General features: G+C 60.8%; 20 protein-coding genes and 1 tRNA gene. 13 read left to right on the plus strand and 8 right to left on the minus strand.

All coding sequences use genetic code 11. The features are described 5' to 3' along the window. Window positions 1-31: 31 nt before the first annotated feature. Window positions 32-952, minus strand: a complete 921-nt coding sequence (locus ACIQJ2_RS27450) for a LysR family transcriptional regulator (RefSeq protein WP_400674903.1) — start codon at window positions 950-952, stop codon at window positions 32-34. A gap of 97 nt (window positions 953-1,049) precedes the next feature. Between ACIQJ2_RS27450 and ACIQJ2_RS27455 the strand changes: the two genes are divergently transcribed. From ACIQJ2_RS27455 to ACIQJ2_RS27470, 4 genes are all read left to right on the plus strand, one after another. After that, on the plus strand, window positions 1,050-1,799 hold the full coding sequence (locus tag ACIQJ2_RS27455) for a sulfite exporter TauE/SafE family protein (RefSeq protein WP_400674904.1): 750 nt from the start codon (window positions 1,050-1,052) through the stop codon (window positions 1,797-1,799). Between the two features lie 79 nt (window positions 1,800-1,878). Further along, entirely contained in the window at window positions 1,879-2,460 is a 582-nt protein-coding gene (locus ACIQJ2_RS27460) for an isochorismatase family protein (RefSeq protein ID WP_400674907.1), read from the plus strand. Window positions 2,461-2,526: 66 nt separating this feature from the next. Further along, window positions 2,527-2,976 (plus strand): RrF2 family transcriptional regulator, encoded by a 450-nt coding sequence (locus ACIQJ2_RS27465; protein WP_400674910.1) that lies wholly within the window; start codon window positions 2,527-2,529, stop codon window positions 2,974-2,976. Further along, on the plus strand, window positions 2,973-3,854 hold the full coding sequence (locus ACIQJ2_RS27470) for an NAD(P)/FAD-dependent oxidoreductase (RefSeq protein WP_400674912.1): 882 nt from the start codon (window positions 2,973-2,975) through the stop codon (window positions 3,852-3,854). The genes ACIQJ2_RS27465 and ACIQJ2_RS27470 overlap by 4 nt, the downstream gene beginning before the upstream one ends. Window positions 3,855-3,934: 80 nt before the next feature. On the opposite strand, the gene ACIQJ2_RS27475 is transcribed toward ACIQJ2_RS27470, so the two are convergent. Next, window positions 3,935-4,387, minus strand: a complete 453-nt coding sequence (locus ACIQJ2_RS27475; RefSeq protein ID WP_199146952.1) for a helix-turn-helix domain-containing protein — start codon at window positions 4,385-4,387, stop codon at window positions 3,935-3,937. Between the two features lie 108 nt (window positions 4,388-4,495). Here ACIQJ2_RS27475 and ACIQJ2_RS27480 point away from each other — a divergent pair, with 108 nt between their 5' ends. After that, complete coding sequence (locus tag ACIQJ2_RS27480) at window positions 4,496-5,818, plus strand: MFS transporter (RefSeq protein WP_400674914.1); 1,323 nt, start codon at window positions 4,496-4,498, stop codon at window positions 5,816-5,818. Between the two features lie 70 nt (window positions 5,819-5,888). Next, window positions 5,889-6,794 carry a phosphotransferase family protein gene (locus ACIQJ2_RS27485; RefSeq protein ID WP_400674916.1) on the plus strand — a complete coding sequence of 302 codons (906 nt, stop codon included), beginning with the start codon at window positions 5,889-5,891 and terminating at the stop codon, window positions 6,792-6,794. Here the strand turns inward: ACIQJ2_RS27485 and ACIQJ2_RS27490 are convergent. Next, the gene (locus tag ACIQJ2_RS27490) at window positions 6,791-7,684 is read right to left on the minus strand and encodes a LysR family transcriptional regulator (RefSeq protein ID WP_400674919.1); all 894 of its coding nucleotides are present in this window, start codon (window positions 7,682-7,684) and stop codon (window positions 6,791-6,793) included. The genes ACIQJ2_RS27485 and ACIQJ2_RS27490 overlap by 4 nt on opposite strands. Window positions 7,685-7,803: 119 nt before the next feature. Here ACIQJ2_RS27490 and attM point away from each other — a divergent pair, with 119 nt between their 5' ends. After that, window positions 7,804-8,595 carry an N-acyl homoserine lactonase AttM gene (gene attM / locus ACIQJ2_RS27495; protein WP_400674921.1) on the plus strand — a complete coding sequence of 264 codons (792 nt, stop codon included), beginning with the start codon at window positions 7,804-7,806 and terminating at the stop codon, window positions 8,593-8,595. Between the two features lie 64 nt (window positions 8,596-8,659). Here attM and ACIQJ2_RS27500 read toward each other — a convergent pair whose 3' ends face one another. The 3 genes from ACIQJ2_RS27500 to ACIQJ2_RS27510 all read right to left on the minus strand — a co-directional run bounded on the left by ACIQJ2_RS27500 (window position 8,660) and on the right by ACIQJ2_RS27510 (window position 11,445). Next, window positions 8,660-9,622, minus strand: coding sequence for an SDR family oxidoreductase (locus ACIQJ2_RS27500; protein WP_400674922.1), 963 nt, complete (start codon window positions 9,620-9,622; stop codon window positions 8,660-8,662). A 240-nt stretch (window positions 9,623-9,862) separates the two neighbouring features. Then, complete coding sequence (locus ACIQJ2_RS27505) at window positions 9,863-10,501, minus strand: class I SAM-dependent methyltransferase (protein WP_199146946.1); 639 nt, start codon at window positions 10,499-10,501, stop codon at window positions 9,863-9,865. Between the two features lie 65 nt (window positions 10,502-10,566). Next, on the minus strand, window positions 10,567-11,445 hold the full coding sequence (locus ACIQJ2_RS27510; protein WP_199146945.1) for a helix-turn-helix transcriptional regulator: 879 nt from the start codon (window positions 11,443-11,445) through the stop codon (window positions 10,567-10,569). 93 nt (window positions 11,446-11,538) lie between these two features. Between ACIQJ2_RS27510 and ACIQJ2_RS27515 the strand changes: the two genes are divergently transcribed. Then, window positions 11,539-12,435: an SDR family oxidoreductase gene (locus tag ACIQJ2_RS27515; protein ID WP_400674925.1), complete on the plus strand. Its 897-nt coding sequence runs from the start codon at window positions 11,539-11,541 to the stop codon at window positions 12,433-12,435. A gap of 91 nt (window positions 12,436-12,526) precedes the next feature. On the opposite strand, the gene ACIQJ2_RS27520 is transcribed toward ACIQJ2_RS27515, so the two are convergent. Beyond that, complete coding sequence (locus ACIQJ2_RS27520) at window positions 12,527-13,423, minus strand: LysR family transcriptional regulator (protein WP_400674928.1); 897 nt, start codon at window positions 13,421-13,423, stop codon at window positions 12,527-12,529. A gap of 97 nt (window positions 13,424-13,520) precedes the next feature. On the opposite strand from ACIQJ2_RS27520, the gene ACIQJ2_RS27525 reads away from it, so the two are divergent. After that, the gene (locus ACIQJ2_RS27525) at window positions 13,521-14,510 is read left to right on the plus strand and encodes a nitrilase family protein (protein WP_400675004.1); all 990 of its coding nucleotides are present in this window, start codon (window positions 13,521-13,523) and stop codon (window positions 14,508-14,510) included. A gap of 303 nt (window positions 14,511-14,813) precedes the next feature. Here ACIQJ2_RS27525 and ACIQJ2_RS27530 read toward each other — a convergent pair. Next, a tRNA-Ser gene (locus tag ACIQJ2_RS27530) sits at window positions 14,814-14,903 on the minus strand. Window positions 14,904-15,139: 236 nt separating this feature from the next. Between ACIQJ2_RS27530 and ACIQJ2_RS27535 the strand changes: the two genes are divergently transcribed. From ACIQJ2_RS27535 to ACIQJ2_RS27550, 4 genes are all read left to right on the plus strand, one after another. After that, window positions 15,140-15,457, plus strand: coding sequence for a hypothetical protein (locus tag ACIQJ2_RS27535; protein ID WP_199146940.1), 318 nt, complete (start codon window positions 15,140-15,142; stop codon window positions 15,455-15,457). Between the two features lie 371 nt (window positions 15,458-15,828). Then, window positions 15,829-16,824, plus strand: coding sequence for a BMP family protein (locus ACIQJ2_RS27540; RefSeq protein WP_400674930.1), 996 nt, complete (start codon window positions 15,829-15,831; stop codon window positions 16,822-16,824). 80 nt (window positions 16,825-16,904) lie between these two features. Beyond that, complete coding sequence (locus ACIQJ2_RS27545) at window positions 16,905-18,416, plus strand: ABC transporter ATP-binding protein (RefSeq protein ID WP_400674933.1); 1,512 nt, start codon at window positions 16,905-16,907, stop codon at window positions 18,414-18,416. A 7-nt stretch (window positions 18,417-18,423) separates the two neighbouring features. Then, entirely contained in the window at window positions 18,424-19,527 is a 1,104-nt protein-coding gene (locus ACIQJ2_RS27550; RefSeq protein ID WP_199146934.1) for an ABC transporter permease, read from the plus strand. Window positions 19,528-19,531: the final 4 nt, after the last annotated feature.

Consider the following 19,531-nt stretch of genomic DNA (forward strand, 5'->3'; position numbering starts at 1 on the left):
GCTGCTCCTCCAGGCCGCAGTGCGAGCGAACCTATTCGATCCGCGGCGGCTTTTCCAATGTAGGTCGTGGTTTCGTCGCTGCCAGATGCTCGAAAAGATTGCGGGCAGGCTCCGGAAGATCTTCCAGCGAACGGGTACAGACCGAAAGTCTGCGTGTCGCCCAGTCGTCGGTAAGGCGGCATACGGCAATGCTCACGGAGCGGCTGCAGCGCCGTGCGGCTGTTTCGGGCACGATGCCGAGACCGATGCCATGAGCTGCCATCTCGCAGATGCTCTCGAAGGTCCGCAGCCGCACACGCATCTTCAGCCTCGTGCCGAGCTTCGCGGCCTGCGCATCGATGTGTTCCTGCAGTGCTCCGCCGGCAATCCCGATGAAATGCTCATGCAGAATATCGGCGAAAGCGACCCGCTTCGTTGCGGCATGCGGATGATCGCGAGGCATGACCACGGCGAGCCTGTCGGTCGCGAAGGGCTGCAGTAGCAGGCCGGTCGTATCGACCGCGTCGGAGAGGATGCCGATGTCGGCCAACCCAACCGAAACGGCCCTGGCGATCTCGCCACTTTGGCGTTCCTTGAGTTCGATGTCGACTCGTGGATGCCCTGCCATCCAGGGGGCAAGGCGCCTGGGTAGGAACTCAGAGATTGCGGCGGTGTTGGCAAGAAGCCGGATCGTTGCCCGGAGGCCGCTTGCATGTTCGCCGAGTTCGCCGCGCATCTGCGCCAATTGACGTTGGATCAGGCGAGCGTGATGCGCCAGCGCCTCTCCGGCCGGCGTCGGGCGGACGCCGCGCCGCCCGCGCTCCAGCAGCTGCACGCCGCCATTGGCTTCCATATCGCGCAGCCTCTCGCTGGCAGCCGGCAATGAGAGGCCGACATCGGCGGCTCCATGCGTGATGCTGCCGGCATCGACGACGGCGAGGAAGAGGCGAAGGTCGGTCAGATCGAAACGCATGCCCGAAGACTACCGCATATTCAGCCTTCGGTATAGCCGAAGCCTGCCTTCGCATCATCCGCATTGTCCGACCTTCCGGATTTGCTAGGGAAGGGGCATGATGGAACATTCGACATCGCTTGTTGTCGCGATCTTCGCGACCTTCTTTGCTGCAGGCATCGTCAAGGGCGTGACCGGCATGGGGCTGCCGACGGTGGCGATGGGCGTGCTCGGCGCATTGATCTCGCCCCTCGCCGCAGCGAGCCTGTTGATCGTGCCGTCCTTCGTAACCAATGTCTGGCAGCTGCTTGCGGGACCGAGCTTCGGCAAACTTGCGCGCCGGTTCTGGCTGCTGACCGCCTTGGTCGTGGCTGGCACTTTCGCCGGCTCATGCTTGCTTGCCAGCGGCAATTCGCTCGTGACGACGGGTGCTTTGGGCGCAGCTCTCGCCCTTTATGCCGCCCATGCTCTGCTTGCCCGCCAGCTTCGTGTACCCGCGAAACTGGAGCCGTTGATGTCGCCCGTCATTGGCCTGGTAACGGGCCTTCTGACGGGGGCAACCGGCGTCTTTGTCGTGCCCGCGGTCCCCTATCTTCAGGCGCTCGGCCTTGAGAAGGATGACCTGGTTCAGGCGCTTGGCCTTTCCTTCACTGTTTCGACGGTGGCGCTTGCCGGAGCACTCGCCTGGCACGGCGCCTTTCGCATCGACAATCTGGCGATGTCCGCCCTTGCGATCATTCCGGCGCTGGCCGGCATGTGGGCGGGACAGATCATCCGCAATCGCGTCTCCCCGGCAACGTTCCGCCGCTGGTTTCTGGTCTGCCTTCTGGTGCTTGGTGCCGAAATGGTCATCAAAGCGCTTCTCTAGGTCACGCAGCTATTGTCCAACGGCTTGGTGCCTTCCCATATGCTCGGGAGTTTTTCTCAGGCGCCGGAGCGATCGATCGATGGAAAAAGAGCGGCACGAGCTTGGCGATCATCATCGGGCGGATGCGCTCGTCGTCGTTGATGTGCAGAGCGGCTTCGTACAAGGGCCGCAAGCCGTGCCCGGTCATGAGTTGCTGCTATCGGCGATCACCGTACTGCTGACTCAAGCGCGCAACGCCGGCGTGCCGGTGGTATTCCTGCAGAATGACGGTCCGCCAAATGCCGTGGACGCGCCGTTTCAAGCTGGATGGGAGCTGCATTTTCCGCTTCTTGCCGGTGAGAGAGTGGTCCGAAAGGTCGGGGATGACGGGTTTGAAGACACCGATCTCGACAGCATTCTCGAGGCCTCGGGCGTGCGCGATCTCGCCATCTGCGGCCTGCTTTCGGACATGTGTGTTGCCGCCACGGCGCGGGCTGCGCTGGAGCGCGGCTATGGCGTGCTGCTCCCGCATGATGCGCATGCCACCTATGACATCCCGGCCGGACCGGGCTCAGAGGGCGTTCCGGCCGCAATGGCGGCGCGAGCCGCAGAATGGTCGCTTGGTGATGAGGTGCGCATCTGCGCCTCGGCGCTGGATGTCCGCTTCAAAGGGCGCGTCTAGCCTGGAAATTTCCCTCTTTCGACGCGGCACTTGATTGCTGCTTCGAATCGTAATAATTGAAGTTACATGAAAAGAGACAGCCGCCTTTCCTCCGTTCTTCACGCTCTCCTCCATATGGCCGAGCAGGACGGTCCCGTCACATCCGAGACCCTGGCGCAATGCATGAACACCAATCCGGTCGTCGTGCGGCGCACCATGGGGCTGCTGCGTGAGGTTGGCATCGTCAACTCCGCCAAGGGACACACGGGTGGCTGGACGATTACGACCGATCTCGGTGCAGTCACCTTGCGCCAATTGCACGAGGCTCTCGGCGAACCCGCCGTCTTTGCCATCGGCAATCGCAACGAAACGCCCGAATGCCTCGTGGAGCAGGCGGTTAATTCTGTGCTCGACGACGCCTTCGCCGAGGCCGAGGCGCTGCTGCTCAAACGTTTTGAAACCGTCACCCTCGCCGATCTCGCCGCCGATTTCGCGCGGCGCCACGCGGAGTGGCGCGAAACAAGGACCGTATCATGAGTCACGACGTCATCGTCATCGGGGGCAGCTACGCCGGAATGGCGGCCGCCCTCCAGCTTCTTCGTGCCCGGCGCAAGGTGCTGGTCATCGATGCCGGCCAACGCCGCAACCGTTTCACCGCGGAATCCCACGGTTTTCTCGGCCAGGATGGCGTCGATCCGGCGGAGATTGCCGGCAAGGCGCGCGAGCAGCTTCTGGCCTATCCGACATTGACCTGGGTCGAGGGCAATGCCGAGCGGGCCGAGGGCGAGAAGGATGCTTTTGTTGTCACGACCGCCGATGGTGCGCGCCATGATGGCCGCCGGCTTCTCTTTGCGACCGGCGTGTCCGATACGCTTCCCGCCATCGAAGGTCTTGGCGAACGCTGGGGCAAAAGCGTCTTCCACTGCCCCTATTGCCACGGCTACGAGCTCGATCAGGGCCGCATCGGCTGCATTGCCACCGGCCCGATGTCGCTACATCAGGCGCAGCTATTGCCGGAATGGGGAGAGGTGACATTGTTTCTCAATGGCACATTCGTGCCGGATGAGGCGCAGCGTGCCGATCTCGCCACTCGCGGCGTAACGATCGAGGAAACTCCGGTTGCGAGGTTGGAAGGCAAGGCGGATGTGCGGCTGACCGATGGTCGCCTGCTGCAATTTGCCGGGCTCTTTACCGCGTCGCAGGTTGCGCCGGCAAGCCCGATTGCGGAGCATCTCGGCTGCGCCGTTGAGGCCACGCTTTTCGGCACGCAGATCCAGACAGATGCCGCGAAGGAAACCACCATCCCCGGCGCTTTCGCTTGCGGTGATGCCGCGCGCATCCCGCATTCGGTGACGCTGGCAGTTGGTGATGGCGCCTGGGCCGGCGCACAGTTGCATCGGTCGCTGGTGTTTTAAGTCGAAGCACTTTCAGGAAAACCATGCAGTGGTTTTCCGTCCGGAAAGGACAAAGCATCAGGCTGGGCGCTTGGGCCCTCCTATGTCTCTTCGGGTATTCTCACGATAACCGTTTCATCCGGGCCGATGAGCCGGCCGTCCTGCGCCCTGATGTCGAGGTGCACGGGCTGTCCGCTTGCACGATCCACCAAGAGCGAATGGTCTTCCGCCGGTTCAAAAAGATGGCGCTCGCCGAACTGGCGCAGCGCCACCATGACCGGGAAGAGATCCTTTCCCATCGCCGTCAACCGATATTCCATGCGCGCGCCACCTTCGCTTGTCGGAACAAGTTCCAGGATGCCGCTTGCCACCAGCGTCTTCAGGCGCTCGGTGAGGATGTTCTTGGCGATACCGAGGCTCTTTTGAAACTCGCCGAAGCGCGTCAGCCCGTCGAAGGCATCGCGCACGATCAGCAGCGACCACCAGTCGCCGATCACATCCAGTGAGCGCGCGCTCGGGCAATAATCGCCTTTGAGGCTCTTTCGCGCCACCATTCCCTTAGCCTCCCACGCATTTTGCACGCAAGATTGGTTGCATTATTAAACCAACACTGCTATTCAATGTTTGGTTTCGTTATTAAACCAAAAATACGGGAGTTTGCAATGACAATCAGGCAGGACGTGCCGCCGGCGGGCGGCGCGAAGGATATTGTGCGTCTCGATTCCGCTCAGGCGACCGCCGCCAAGGGCCAAACCGAGGCGTCGTCTGCGGACATTGCAGGCAGTGCGCCGCTGACGCGCCTGACCATCCTGCTGTTTGCGGTTGCCAGCGGCCTGGCGGTTGCCAATGCCTATTTCGCCCACCCGCTTCTCGATGTCATGGCAGACGATCTCCAGCTCTCGCGTACCGTCGCCGGCCTCATCGTCGGCGCAACGCAGCTTGGTTACGGGCTCGGCCTGATCTTGCTTGTGCCGCTTGGCGACCTCGTCGATCGGCGCAAGCTGATCGTCGTGCAGTCGATGCTGACCGTGGTTGCCCTGGTCTGCGTCAGCGTTTCCAGCAATGCGACGATGCTGCTGGCGTCCATGGCGGCTGTCGGCTTTCTGGCCGTGGTGACGCAGGCGCTGGTCGCCTATGCCGCGAGCCTTGCGCATCCCTCCGAGCGCGGTCACATCGTTGGCATGGTGACAAGCGGCATCGTGCTCGGCATTCTTCTGGCGCGAAGTGTTGCCGGAACGCTCACCGACCTCTCCGGCTGGCGGACGGTCTATATCGTATCGGCATTGCTGACGCTGGTGATCGCATTCCTGTTGTGGCGTGCCTTGCCGCGGCAGGAGAAGCCGAAATCGAGCCTGTCCTATCTTGCCCTCATCCGTTCTCTGGCGACGTTGCTGGTCGAAGAACCCGTTTTACGCATCCGCGCGGTTATCGCCATGCTGATCTTCGCCAATATCACCACGCTGCTGGCGCCGCTCGTCTTGCCGCTGACCGCACCGCCTCACTCCATGTCGCATACGGAGGTCGGCCTGTTCGGCCTTGCGGGCGCGGCGGGCGCGCTCGGAGCCGTCCGGGCAGGGCGCTGGACCGATCGCGGTCATGGTCAACGCGTCACCGGCATCGCGCTTGCATTGATGTTATTTGCCTGGCTACCGATCTCGATGCTGGACCATTCGATCCTCTGGCTTGTCATTGGCGTCCTCGTCATCGATTTCGGCCTTCAGGCAACGCATGTCGCCAATCAGGGTATGATCTATCGCGTCAGGCCGGAAGCGCAAAACCGTCTCACCGCAGCCTATATGGTGTTCTATTCGATCGGCAGCGCCATCGGCTCCTCGACATCGACCATCATCTACGCCCATGCGGGATGGACTGGTGTCTGCCTCTCTGGCGCCGCCATCAGCCTGGCAACCCTTCTTTTCTGGGCGCTGACCTTGCGGGCGACGCCGGCCATCGCGACTCAGAAGATCGGCGGAAATGATATATAGCGGTCGGCGATGCAGCGATCCCGATGCTCTCGCGGTCGCTGCATTCCCCTAAGCACGATGAGGAGAACCGATGAAGCCGACACTGCCGCGCAAGACCATTGCAGAGGCCGTAGAGCGCGATCTCGGCCCGGTCTCGCAGTGGAGCACCGTTTCCGAGGGCGAGGAGTCGCAGGTCTTCGGCATTCGCCTCGGCGATGAAGACCTTATTCTTCGGATCAATAATGTGGCTGATGACTTTCAGAAGGATGCGTTCTGCCAAAAGCGTTTCGCGGCCTCGGAACTGCCTGTTCCTGAAGTACTGTCCATCGGCGCGGTCGGGCAATTTGCCTATTGCGTGTCCAGACGTGCGGCGGGCGTTACCTTGCAGGATCTGCCGCTGGCTGATTTGCCTGATGTCGTCGGCCCAGTCGCAGGCGTCCTGCGGACAATCGCAGAAGTACCGCTTCATGAAACGCGAGGATACGGCCGTTTCGATGCGCGGGGGAATGCAGAACACCCGAGTTGGCACGACTTTCTGGCGTCGATTTCGTTTGAGCAGAACTACGATTGGAAAAGCGTCGAAACATCAGTAGGCGGACCTTGGCTGGAGCGGCATCTGTCTCTCTTCATGGGTCTCGTACCGCAATGTCCCGAAATTCGTGGCCTTGTGCATGGAGACTTCGGGTCAAACAACGTGTTGACCGACGGTGTGAACATCACCGGCGTCATCGACTGGAGCGAAGCGCTCTTTGGTGATCCGCTCTATGATGTCGCCAACATCTTCTTCTGGCGTCCCTGGCTCGCCTGCATGGAGGCGCAGGCGCGTTATTTCCTGGAATGCGAACCGCAAGCGATGGGGGATCCGGTGGCATTGCGTTGCTATCAGCTGCGGATTGGCCTGCAACAGATCCATGAAGCGGCCAAAGCCGGAAGCGAAGAGGATCTTCGCTGGGCGATGGCGAGATGTGACGCTCTGGCCGCCGATCTTCCGGTTTAAGCCAGGAGCGCAGGCAGCTCTTCTTCCAGCAGAGACAGGATCGTTCGGATTCGCGGCGCCACCGGCCTCGCCGCCGGGTAGAGCGCATGCAGATCGAACCCCGGCACGGTAAATCCAGGCAGCAGCGGTATCAGCTTGCCGCTCGCAAGATCCTCAGCGCAAACGGGCTGCTGCAAGACGCCGATGCCGGCGCCATCCAGCAGCAAGTCATGCAGCGGCCGCCAGTGGCTTGTGCTGAGGACGATGTTGATGGCGGCGAGTTCTTCTTGCCGATCCGCGGAAATCAGAGGAAGTCGCGCGCCGTTGAAGAGGCCGGAAACTCGAAGAAAAGGATGGTCGATGAGTTCGCCGGGGCTTGCGGGCGCACCACGCCGCTCGAGATAGCCCGGTGATGCCACCAGCACACGCCCGACATGGCCAAGTTTTCGAGCAATGAAATTGCCTTCTCCAAGATCGCCGAGACGCAGGGAGATGTCGACGCCCTCCGTCACGGGATCGACGATCCTGTCGTTGAGCACCAGATCGATCTTGAGCTCAGGGTGGCGTTCACGCATCCGCAGCAGGATTGACGGCAACATGACCTCGCCGACGCCGTGCGGCGCGGCGATCCTGAGTGTGCCGCGCAACGGCTGATCGCCATTCGCAACGGCCAGAGCATCGCTCGCGGCGTCGAGAACCTGTTTGCTTCGTTCGTAGAAGGCGAGGCCGATATCGGTAACGGAGAGCTTGCGTGTGTTTCGCAGCAGCAGCCGTGAGCCCAGATATTGCTCCAGCCGATCAATTCGCTCGCTGACGGCGGGTTGGCCCATGCCGAGGTCGCGGGCGGCGGCCGACATGCTGCCGCGTTCCACCACCCTGACATAGACGCGCATCGCCACCAATAGATCCATGCCGGCAATATATCGGCTCAGCCGATAAATGTAAGTGGACGATGCCGCCTAGTGGCCGGCATGCCGATCGTCGAAACAAGGGGCGATACCAACGGCATCTTCGAACGGCAGGCAGGGTGATGAGCGATATCAGGCTATATATGTTTCAGTCAGGCACTCAGAAATGCAAAGTCCATGACATCAGGATGGGCGAGGGGGGTGGCGCCGATTATGAAATACCGGTGCCCTGGTTTCTGCTCACTCATCCCAAGGGTAACGTCATCATCGACGGCGGATTGGCAGCTGAGGGCCTGGTGGATCCGCGCGGCTATTGGGGCGATGGCGTCGACAGCTACAAGCCTTTTATGACTGGGGAACAGGGATGCGTTGTGCAACTGGCGAGGCTTGGCCTTTCGCCCGACGATGTTCGCTTCGTCGTTCTGTCTCATCTGCATTCGGACCATACCGGCGCCATCGGCCGCTTCCCTAGTGCGACCCACATCGTTCAGCGTCGGGAGTATGAATATGCCTTTGCGCCCGATTGGTTTGCCGCCGGCGCCTATGTCCGCCGCGATTTCGACCGCCTGGGTCTGAAATGGCAATTCCTGGAGGGCAGCGTCACGGATGGCTACGACCTCTATGGCGATGGCACACTCAGGATGATTTTCACGCCGGGCCATAGCGTTGGCCACCAGTCCTTCCTGCTGCGCCTGCCGAAATCGGGGGCAATTCTGTTGACCGTCGATGCCGCCTACACGCTGGACCATTGGAACGAAAAAGCCCTTCCCGGTTTCCTTACGTCCACTGTGGAGACGGTACGCTCGGTTCAAAAGCTTCGCGTGCTGGCCGAGCAGTCAGGCGCCATGATCGTTACGGGTCATGATCCCGAAGCTTGGCCGCAATTCAGGCATGCGCCAGCCTATTATGACTGACGCATGTGCCGTTAGGCGGCGGCAAAGGCTTTTTGTTTCTCCCGCCAGTTCGGAGGAAACCACGCTAGGCTGTTTTCCTCGGAATTGCTCCATGATCGCCAGCGCTCGATGCACTGCTTTCGAAGAAGGCTCTTCGATGTTGGCGAACCCATTCCTCTATGCCGGTCGGCCGGAAATCCTTGAGCTCGGATCCCGCTTCGAACGGGCGCGAAAGTATAGCATCCGCTTCGTCCGGATTAGATGCGAAGAAGCGGAACTTGGACGCGACGCGGCACCCTGTTCCCGGTCCCATTGCGGCATCCACATCTCTCTCGAATTCATCGAGCGGCTGGGCGCGATAGGTGATCTGGCGCCCCAACCACAGGCTCATCCGCGATACCAGCTCCTTACCTGTCACGCTGTCTGGCCCGGCGATGCGATAATCGCCGGAATGGATGCCGTGTGCGAGCAGGCTCATGGCCGCGCGGGCGCAATCGTCGACCGAAGTCCAGGCGATGTGCTGGGATTCCGCGATCGGTGGCGCGAAAACACCCTCATCGACGATATCTTTCAGGGCGGATGGTTTCAGCAGATTGTCGAGATACATGGTGGGACGCACGATGCAGAAGGGCAGGCCTGATCGGCGGACAATATCCTCGATCATCGCATTGGCGACGAAGCTCGGTTCCTCGCAAGGCGCGGGACGACTGGCGCTTGCGAGCTTCAGGACAACGGATTTCAGGCCGCATGCGATCGACGCCGATACCGCATTCTCGGCCTGGATGCGCATGTCGTCCTGCGATCCGATGGGAATTTGCATCACGGCATGGGCGATGCCGGCGCCGGCGGCGCGAAGCGAGGCGGGATCGCGAAGATCCCCTTCGACAAGTTCGACGCCAATGGCCGAGAGCGCCGGGACGCGTTTGCGATCCCGAACGAGCGCTCTCACCTTAAAGCCCCGGCGAAGCGCAGCGCGAACGACGGCGCCGCCCTGCACGCCACCGGCGAGATAGATGAGGATGGGTTGGGATTTATCGATAGCAGACATGAAACAACTCCTTCGAAAAAGGTCTGCTGAAGGAGCTTTGTCATATGGCTGCCCAACAGACCCGGAACGCGCACGGGGCGCGGGGACCGTCGGGGTATCTCACGCTAAGCGTGGAACAGAGCTTCTCCCAGGGAGAAGGGCCTGGGCCTACCGAGACCAAGCCAGCCATTTTCGACAGGTGAGGTTTACGGCAGACGCGGCGTCGGCGTCAATCGAAAGATGCGAGGCCAACCTGCCCATTTATCTCTTGCGGGCCACGATGTAAGGGCTGATGTCATCTCCCTTTGTCGCATGGTTTTCCATGGCGAGAATGTCGAAGCCTGCGGCAGATATTTGCGCCGCGAGTTCTGATGCCCGGAAAACGCCGGCATAGGGTGCCTTGCCGAGCGCACGCATCGCGGGCAGCAGCGCCAGCCGAATGAGCGGATTCATCTCGCCGACGCAGGGGGTCTTGGAGATCAACAAGCCCTCCGTAGCAAGCAAGCCGTGAATCTGACGAAGCGTGCCGGAGAGATCGCGGACGAGATGCAAATAGTTGAATCCGAGAACGGCATCGAATTGCGCCGGGCCGGGCGCGATCGTTTCGGCGGTCGCGACCCTGAAGACAAGAGTCGGTATCGGCTCGGCGATATATCGCTCATTGGCGATTGCGATCATTTCTGAGGAGATATCCGTCGCAAGATATTCTCGAACGCCGCTCGCGAGTTGGAGCGCGGTCGTTCCGGTGCCGCAGCCAAGCTCCAGCACTCTATCGCCCGCCACAAGCAAGGCTCGAGTGCGGCCGAGCGTCCGCTCGTATGCTGCTTGATCCGCGATAGCGCCCCTGGCGTAATTGCGTGAGGCCCGATCCCAGAAACGGGCGTCGCTCGCTGTGCTCATGAAGGTCGTCTTTCCCGATTATCGCTCTTCGGCATTCCAGCCCGCTCCCATCGCGACAAAGGCCGTCAGGATCTTAAGGCGTGCCAAGGTCCTTCAGTGACGAAGTCCGAGGCGGGGGCAGACAGCAGCGATTTGATCCGCTCAGCGTCCTCGGGCGTTGCCGGATTGTAGACGACCATGCTCAGATCCGTTCGCCCGTCGACCGAGAAGGCCGAGTATTCAAACGAGAGCGGGCCGAGAACCGGATGGCGTATATGCTTGACGGCTTCGGTGTGCGTGCCGGGAACATCGTTATCCCGCCACATGGCTCTGAATTCGGGGCTGAGGCGGCACATTTCGGCGACGAAGGGTTCGATCTGGGTCGCAGCGCCCGCGCGGGCCGCATCGATACGGAATGCGCCCAGGGTGAAGCGCGCCACGCTTTCCCAGTCATATTGCGCGGCGCGGGCGCGCGGATCGAGGAAGATGAAACGCAGAATATTGCGCTTGTCCGGCGGCAGGGATTCGTAATCGACCAGCATCACGCGCGACGCCTGATTCCAGGCGATGACGTCCCAGGTGGCGGTTCGGATAAGGGCCGGGCACGGTTCGAGGGCATCGAGCACGCGCTGAAGCCGCGGCGTCACGCTGTCATTCCTGCGATAATGCGCTTCGGGCGGCCGGCCGAGACCGAGCAGGAACAGATGCTCCCGCTCCACTTCCGTCAGCATCAGCGCGCGAGCGATCCGGTCGAGCACGTCAGCCGAGGGCGCGCCGCCGCGGCCCTGTTCCAGCCATGTATACCATGTCGGGCTGATATTGGCGCGCTGCGCCACTTCCTCGCGCCGCAGTCCGGGCGTCCGCCGTCGTTCCGAAGCAAAGCCGAGGACGGATGGATCGAGTTTGGAGCGTCGGTCCCTGAGATAGGTTCCGAGCAGGTTCTCAGTGTCGAGCAGGTCGGTCATCCTGTTAGTGCTTTTACTATGATAAGGTCACTACTTTACCAGAATAAGCGATAAGCTCAGATTTGTCTCCAACGAAAAAAGGAGACTATGTTCATGCGTGTATTCGTAACTGGCGCCACCGGAAATATCGGTTCGAATGTCGTCAGGGAGCTGATCGCAGCCGGCCATCAGGTGCTCGGCCTTTGCCGCTCCCAGGAGAAAGGGGCGGCGCTCGCTGCTGCCGGCGCCGAGGTTCTTCATGGAACACTTGAGGATATGGAGGTTCTCAAGAGCGGCGCTTCGCAGTCCGATGGTGTCATCCATCTCGCCTTCAACCACGATTTCTCGAGATTTGCCGCGAATTGCGAGGACGATCGCCGCGTCATCGCGACGCTTGCCATGGCGCTTGCGGGTTCCGCCCGGCCGCTTGTGATCACCTCGGGAACGCCGATTGCCAATACCGTGCCGGGCGAACCCGCCAGGGAAGACAACGCGATCGTCGGTTCGGACAAGCACCCCCGGGCAGCCTCCGAGGAGGCGGCAATCCTCGCCAGCGAGATCGGCGTCAACGTTTCGGTCGTGCGCCTGCCGCAGGTGCATGATCCCGTCACTCAGGGGCTCATAACGCCTTTGATCGAGATATACAGGCAGAAGGGCGTCTGCGCCTATGTTGGAGACGGGCAAAGCCGTTGGCCGGCCGCGCATTTTTCCGACGTCGCTCGCCTCTATCGCCTCGTTGTCGAACGTGCAGAACCGGGCGCCAGATATCATGCGGTCGCGGAAGAGGGGGTGCCGATGCGCGATATTGTCGAAACTATCGGTCGTCGCCTGAACCTGCCGGTCAAATCCGTCGAAAAGGAAGAAGCCGGGAATTATTTCGGTTGGCTGTCCTTATTCGCCGGCCACGATATGCCTGCCTCCAGCGCCAAGACGCGGCAAAAACTGGGCTGGGAGCCGGCTGGCCCGAAGCTGCTTGACGATCTCGCCGAATTGCGGCTGGCCGGCGCGTGACACTGTTCATCTCCAAGCCCGGCTAGGGGTAGCCTGCCGGAGGAGATCAAGAGCCAATCTTATGCCGAGTCTACTCCAGACGCGGATGCTGCTAAGACTTGCCAGGGCTCTCAATCGGCGAGCCCTGGCGCGCAATATGATCGACGAACCGCAGCAGCAGCGGGTTTTTGTCGTCGCTGCGCCAGCACAAGCCAACCGGCCAGCGAGATTCCGGGCCGGACAGCTGCCATTGCCGCGTACGCCCGCCCAGTGCTTCCACACCCTGCAAGGGAAGGAACGCCGCTCCCAGTCCGGCCGCGACGACGGCATGGACAGTCAGTATATCGTCGGCGTATTGAATGATGCGCGGTTCGAAACGCGATGCCGCGCACCACCTTACGATCTGCGCATCCAGCCCCGATCCACGACCCGGCGACAGGGCAACGAAGCCAAGATCGTTGAGTGCCGATAGCCGGTTCAGGGGTGGTTCATCCATGGCAAACGGCAGCACAAGCGCCAGCCGTTCCTCAAGCAACGGCATGAAGGATAGCTCTTCCGCATCCGCGGGGGCACGGCAAAAGCCGGCATCGAGCCTCCCGTCGAGCAGGCGCTGATGCTGCTCGCTCGAGGGCAGGTCGTCGAGCATGATCTGGCAGTCGGGCGTCGCCGCCCGGAAGTCGGCAATCAGCCGAGGGGCGAGAATAAGTGTCGAAATACCGAACGCAATATCGAGGAGGCCGGCCAGACCAGCATTGGCGCGGCGCATCCGGGCGTCGACCTCGTCGCTCAATCGCAGCAGCTTGTGCGCTTCTTTCCTGAGCAGCTTGCCGAGCACGGTCAGTTTTGCGCCATGTCGCCCGCGCTCGAACAGCTCTCCGCCAACCGTCGCCTCCAGGGCCTGGATCTGTTTCGACAAGGTCGATTGCGTAACAAACAGCTTGTCTGCCGCCTTGCCGTAATGACCGGCGTCGGCGAGCAGGACGAAGGAGCGGAGTAACTTAAGATCCATTCGATTTACGACTTAAATGCATCGAAGATCTCATTTTACGGAATGAAAGCTCTATGGTCAAATTGCTCTCAGGCACACAACATCAGGAGCAAAGACGATCATGTTGAAAGTATCTTCCGTCCAGTTTCAGCATCGGGCGAGTGACAAGGCCTACAACCTCGACCGCCTCACCACCCTTGCGCGGCAAGCGGCTAACGACGGCAGTCAGCTGGTGGTGTTTCCGGAGATGTGTATCTGCGGCTACTGGCACGTTCCCAAGCTCGACGCCGAGGCTATCCGCGCGCTCGCCGAGCCGCTCTCCGGTCCGTCCATCTCTTACGTCGCCGGGCTGGCGCGAGAACTCGGCATCGGCATTGGCGCCGGCTTCCTGGAGATTGGCGACGAGGGCGCAGTCTACAATTCCTATGCGATGTGTCTGCCAGATGGACAAATTCACTGCCATCGCAAACTTCATGCCTGGGAGCATCGCGCCATATCGAGCGGCGATCGCTACACCGTCTTCGATACCCCGTGGGACATCCGCGTCGGCATCCTGATCTGCTGGGACAACAATCTCATCGAAAACGCCCGTGCGACGGCCTTGCTCGGTGCGGAGCTTCTGATCGCGCCGCATCAGGCCGGCGGCGGCCAGTCCGTCAGCCCGCACGGCATGAAGCGGATACCGGTCGAAAAGTGGATTCGTCGCCATGAAGATCCGCAGGCGATCGAAGACGAAATTCGTGGGCCGAACGGCCGCGAATGGTTCATGCGCTGGCTACCGTCACGCGCGCACGACAACGGCATGTTCCTCATCTTCAGCAACGGCATCGGCCAGGACGAAGAGGAGGTGCGGACAGGGAATGCCATGATCCTCGATCCCTATGGGCGCATCCTGGCGGAAACCTGGGCGGCCGATGATGCGATCGTCAGCGCCGAGCTGGACCTGGCACTGCTTGACAAATGCACGGGCCAACGTTGGATCCGCGGGCGCCGCCCCGAGCTCTACGGCATCTTCACGCAGCCCAATCCGGGCGGCCTATCGCCCATGGATGCCCGTTATTCGGAGGCCCCGACGCGAAAGGCCGCGCGCATCACGGAGACGAAGTGAGGACATCGTAAGGCGAACCTGCTTCCGGCCGTGTCGGGCGCATTGATCGAAGACAGGGGCCGCAAAGCGGAGTTATTCTGCGCCATCGCTCGCTCGCCGCCCGGGGCCTATCAGTAGGCCTTGCCTGTCGGGCTCATCGCGAAACGCTTTCTTATGGGACTGTTATCGGATTTTCGAAAGGCCGATAACGGTCCCTTGGTGTTTGCGATGCTCTGCCGGAATTCTTCTTGCACAAGCAAATGTGTCGACGCCACAGCGGCGATCTCGCAAGCGCTTCAGTTTTTTAGTGAAATCGGTGCCAAATGGCGGACAAGGTGGGATTCGAACCCACGGTACGCTTTCACGCACACACGCGTTCCAGGCGTGCGCCTTAAACCACTCGGCCACCTGTCCTTCTTAGGCGTTTCGCACCCGCTCGGGGCGCAAATCGTCGGAACGGCGCGATATATACCGATGAATTCCAAGCAATCAACCCGAATCTGACAGATTTTTGACTTATCGGCGCAAAACTCTGTATCTCGCCCCCATTGCGCTTATTTTGCGGCCAACTTATCTATGGAGATAGATGAAGCGGCGATAGACGGATTGGCCCTTTTAGGGCTGCAAGTAGTGAGTATCCGGAGGGAGTGATGCGTTTCCTGTTGCGTTTTGCCAGCCTCGTCGCGCTGGTGGTTGCGGTTATCGCCGGAACCATCGATTCCATTCAGTCGGTCGCCTCTTCGGCGGTAGTGTTGACCCCGATGGGCGATGCCTGGAATGATGTCAGCCCATCATCGCTGGCGACGGTTCGCTCGGCGATCGCCTATTATGTTCACCCGCGCTTCTATGACATGGCGATGCAATGGCTGCTGTTTCAGCCGGCATTCGCCGTCTTCCTGATCCTCTCCTTGCTGCTGTGGATGGTTGCCTATAAGCGGCCCGCGGCACCCGGGCGGCTAGGCGCCTGAACTCTCTGTCGAGGGTGTTTTATCCTGCCCCATTCCGGGAATTCGGACTGACGGCAGCGCATGTCTCGCAGGGGCCGCGAGTGTGTCGAAAATGGTTTGACCCTTGGTTGCAGGCTGTCGCGTAGCCGCCATTTTGATCGATTAAATTGCAGTTTGAGGGCGAAATCGTTTAAAAAACGGCTACCTTGAGCAGGTTTTCAGCAATTCCCACAAATCTTTACCAACTGAAAAATTTCTCGTGAATTTTTCATGCAGCCATGCAAGGATGCGCGCCAGCTTGGCCTCGGGGGAGGCTGGCGGTTCCGCAGACATGCCCGGTCAACGGGCTTGCGGGAGGACCCAACAAGATAGCAACAACAGGGCTGCGACTCATGAAAAAATCCCTTCTGACCCTTTTCGCCTTGGCTGCCATGTCGGCGACGGCGCTTGCGGCCGACATCAAGCCGGCGATCGTCTACGGTACAGGCGGCAAGTTCGACAAGTCCTTCAACGAAGCAGCCTATAACGGCGCCGAAAAGTTCAAGAAGGAAACCGGTATCGCTTATCGCGACTTCGAGCCGACGGGCGACACCCAGGGTGAGCAGGCGCTCCGCAACTTCGCCAGCAAGGGTTTCAATCCGGTTATCGCCGTTTCGTTCGCCTGGACCTCGGCCCTCCAGAAGGTTGCCGCTGAATATCCGAAGACCGAATTCGTGCTGATCGACGACAGCCTCGACCTGCCGAACGTTCGCTCGGTCAAGTTCAAGGAAAATGAAGGTTCCTACCTCGCCGGCGTCATGGCTGCCATCGCATCAAAGACCGGCAAGGTCGGCTTCGTCGGTGGCATGGACATTCCGCTGATCCGCAAGTTCGAGTGCGGCTATGAGCTGGGTGCACGCGCCACCAATCCGAAGATCGAAGTCTTCCAGAACATGACCGGCACGACCGGCGCTGCCTGGAACGACCCGGTTCGCGGCGGCGAGCTCACAAAGAACCAGATCGACCAGGGCGCTGATGTTGTTTACGCAGCTGCCGGCGCGACCGGCCTCGGCGTGCTGCAGACCGCTGCCGACAACAAGAAGCTCTCGATCGGCGTCGATAGCAATCAGAATTACCTGCATCCGGGTTCGGTTCTGACCTCCGTTGTCAAGCGCGTCGATCTCGCTGTTTACAACGCCTTCAGCGACGCCAAGAACGGCAAGTTCACGCCCGGCATTCAGAATCTCGGTCTGAAGGAAGACGGCGTCACGGTTGCCATCGACGACAACAACAAGCCGCTCGTTACCGCGGACATGCAGGCTGCTGTCGACAAGGCGCGGGCCGATATCATCGCTGGCACCGTCAAGGTCCACGACTATCTGACCGACAACGCCTGCCCGAAGAACTGATATGAAACAAGGGCGTATGACGAAGCAAACCGTCATACGCCCTTTTCTTATCCGGAATCTGGTTTCTGGAGCCTGCTATAGTGAGCCAATCACCTGCCATCGAGCTCGTGGGCATCGACAAGAAGTTCGGTGCTGTCCACGCCAATAAAGATATCAACCTGACCGTCGCCAAAGGCTCGATCCACGGGATCATCGGCGAAAACGGTGCCGGGAAATCGACTCTCATGTCGATCATCTACGGATTCTATCAGGCCGACAGCGGCGAGATCCGCATTAACGGTAATCCCATAGCCATCCGCGACAGTCAGACGGCGATATCGGCCGGCATCGGCATGGTGCACCAGCACTTCATGCTCGTCGACAACTTCACCGTCCTTGAAAACGTGATGCTGGGCGCCGAAGGCGGCGCGCTTCTCGCCAAGGGCGTGGCTGCGACGCGCGCCGAGCTTAGCCGGCTCGAGAAGGATTACGGCCTCGAGGTCGATCCCGATGCATTGATCGAGGAGCTTCCCGTCGGCCAGCAGCAGCGCGTTGAGATTCTGAAGGCGATGTATCGCGGCGCCGAGATCCTCATTCTCGACGAGCCCACCGGCGTTCTGACGCCGGCTGAAGCCGATAATCTCTTCCGCATCCTCCGCGTGCTGCGCGACCAGGGCAAGACGATCATCCTCATCACCCACAAGCTGCGCGAAATCATGGCGATCACCGATACGGTATCGGTCATGCGCCGTGGCGAGATGGTCGCGACCCGCAAGACGGCGGAAACCACCGTCGAGGAACTGGCCGAATTGATGGTCGGCCGCCGCGTGCTGTTGCGCGTGGAAAAGGGCGCTCCCAATCCGGGCGAGGTTCTGCTGTCGGTACGCAACCTCACCGTCAAGGATGGTCGCGGCGTGACCATGGTCGACAACGTCTCCTTCGATGTCCGCGCCGGCGAGATCGTCGGCATTGCCGGCGTTGCGGGTAACGGCCAGTCGGAATTGCTGGAGGCCATCGCCGGCATTCGCAAACCGGCGTCGGGCGAAATCCTTCTGCACGGCAAGCCGATCGGCAATGCCGATCCCGCGGCGCTGCGCGAACTCGGCCTTGCCCACATTCCGGAAGATCGCCACCACATGGGCCTCGTCCTCAAATTCGAGGAATATGAGAATTCCATGCTCGGCTATCATCGCGACCGCAAATACGGACGCGGCGGGATGCTCGATCTCGAGGCCATGCGCAAGGATGCCATCGAGAAAATCGAGAAATACGATATCCGCCCGCCGAATGCTCGGCTGAAGACAGCCAATTTCTCCGGCGGCAACCAGCAGAAGATCGTCGTCGCCCGCGAAATCGAGCGCGATCCGAAGGCTTTGCTGATCGGCCAGCCGACGCGCGGCGTCGACATCGGCGCCATCGAGTTCATCCATCGCCGCATTATCGAGATGCGCGACGCCGGCAAGGCTATCCTGCTGGTTTCGGTGGAGCTGGATGAGATCCGTGCGCTTTCGGACCGTATCCTCGTCATGTTCGCCGGCCACATCGTCGGTGAAAAGTCGGCTGAGGCCGGTGAACAAACACTCGGCCTGATGATGGCCGGCATTGCCGCGTGAGGCGCTTATGAGCACGGCTTCCGTTCCGCTCCCCAATTGGATCAACTACGGTTTGATCCCCATTCTCAACCTGCTCGTTGCCTTCCTGATCTCAGGCCTCGTGGTCTGGCTCATCGGCGAGAGCCCGCTCGACGCGCTCGTCCTGCTCCTGCAGGGCGCACTCGGCAGCGGCGAAGGCATCGGCTTTACACTGTACTACGCCACGAGCTTCATTTTCACCGGCCTCTCGGTCGCAGTCGCTATCCATGCCGGCCTGTTCAACATCGGCTCGGAAGGGCAAGCTTATGTCGGCGGTCTCGGCTGTGCGCTGGTGGCGCTGACGCTCGACAATTACGTGCCCTGGTACGTGACGATGCCGTTCGCGGTTATCGGTGCGGCGATTTTCGGGGCACTCTGGGCCTTTATCCCCGCCTGGCTGCAGGCCAAGCGCGGCAGTCACGTCGTCATCACCACGATCATGTTCAATTTCATCGCATCGGCGATGATGAACTTCTTGCTGGTGCATGTTCTGATCGTGCCGGGCAAGATGGCGCCTGAAACCCGCACCTTTCTGGAGGGTGGCCAGTTGCCGAAGCTCGGCTGGCTGATGGATATGTTCGGCTCGACCATCGGTGCGGCGCCGCTCAATGTGTCCTTCCTGATTGCGCTTGTCATGTGCGTCCTCGTCTGGGTGCTCGTGTGGCGCACCAAGCTCGGCTATGAAATGCGCACGCTCGGCCTCAGCCCGACAGCTGCCGTTTATGCCGGCATTCCCTACGCCCGCACCGTCGTCATCGCGATGCTGATCTCGGGTGGTCTCGCCGGCATGATGGCGCTCAATCCCGTCATGGGCTCGTCGGCCCGCCTACAGGTCGAGTTCGTCCTCGGCGCCGGCTTCGTTGGCATCGCCGTATCGCTGATGGGGCGCAATCATCCCTTGGGCATCATCCTTGCGGCAATCCTGTTCGGGGTTCTCTATCAGGGCGGCGATGCGCTGTCCTTCGATATGCCCAACATCACGCGCGATATGATCGTGGTGATCCAGGGTCTCGTCATCCTGTTTGCCGGCGCGCTTGAATACATGTTCCGACCCGCGCTTGTGCGCATCTACCATACATTCGCCAGGACGTGAGGAT

The organism is Rhizobium sp. NPDC092011 (assembly GCF_044756305.1).
Lineage (GTDB): Bacteria > Pseudomonadota > Alphaproteobacteria > Rhizobiales > Rhizobiaceae > Rhizobium.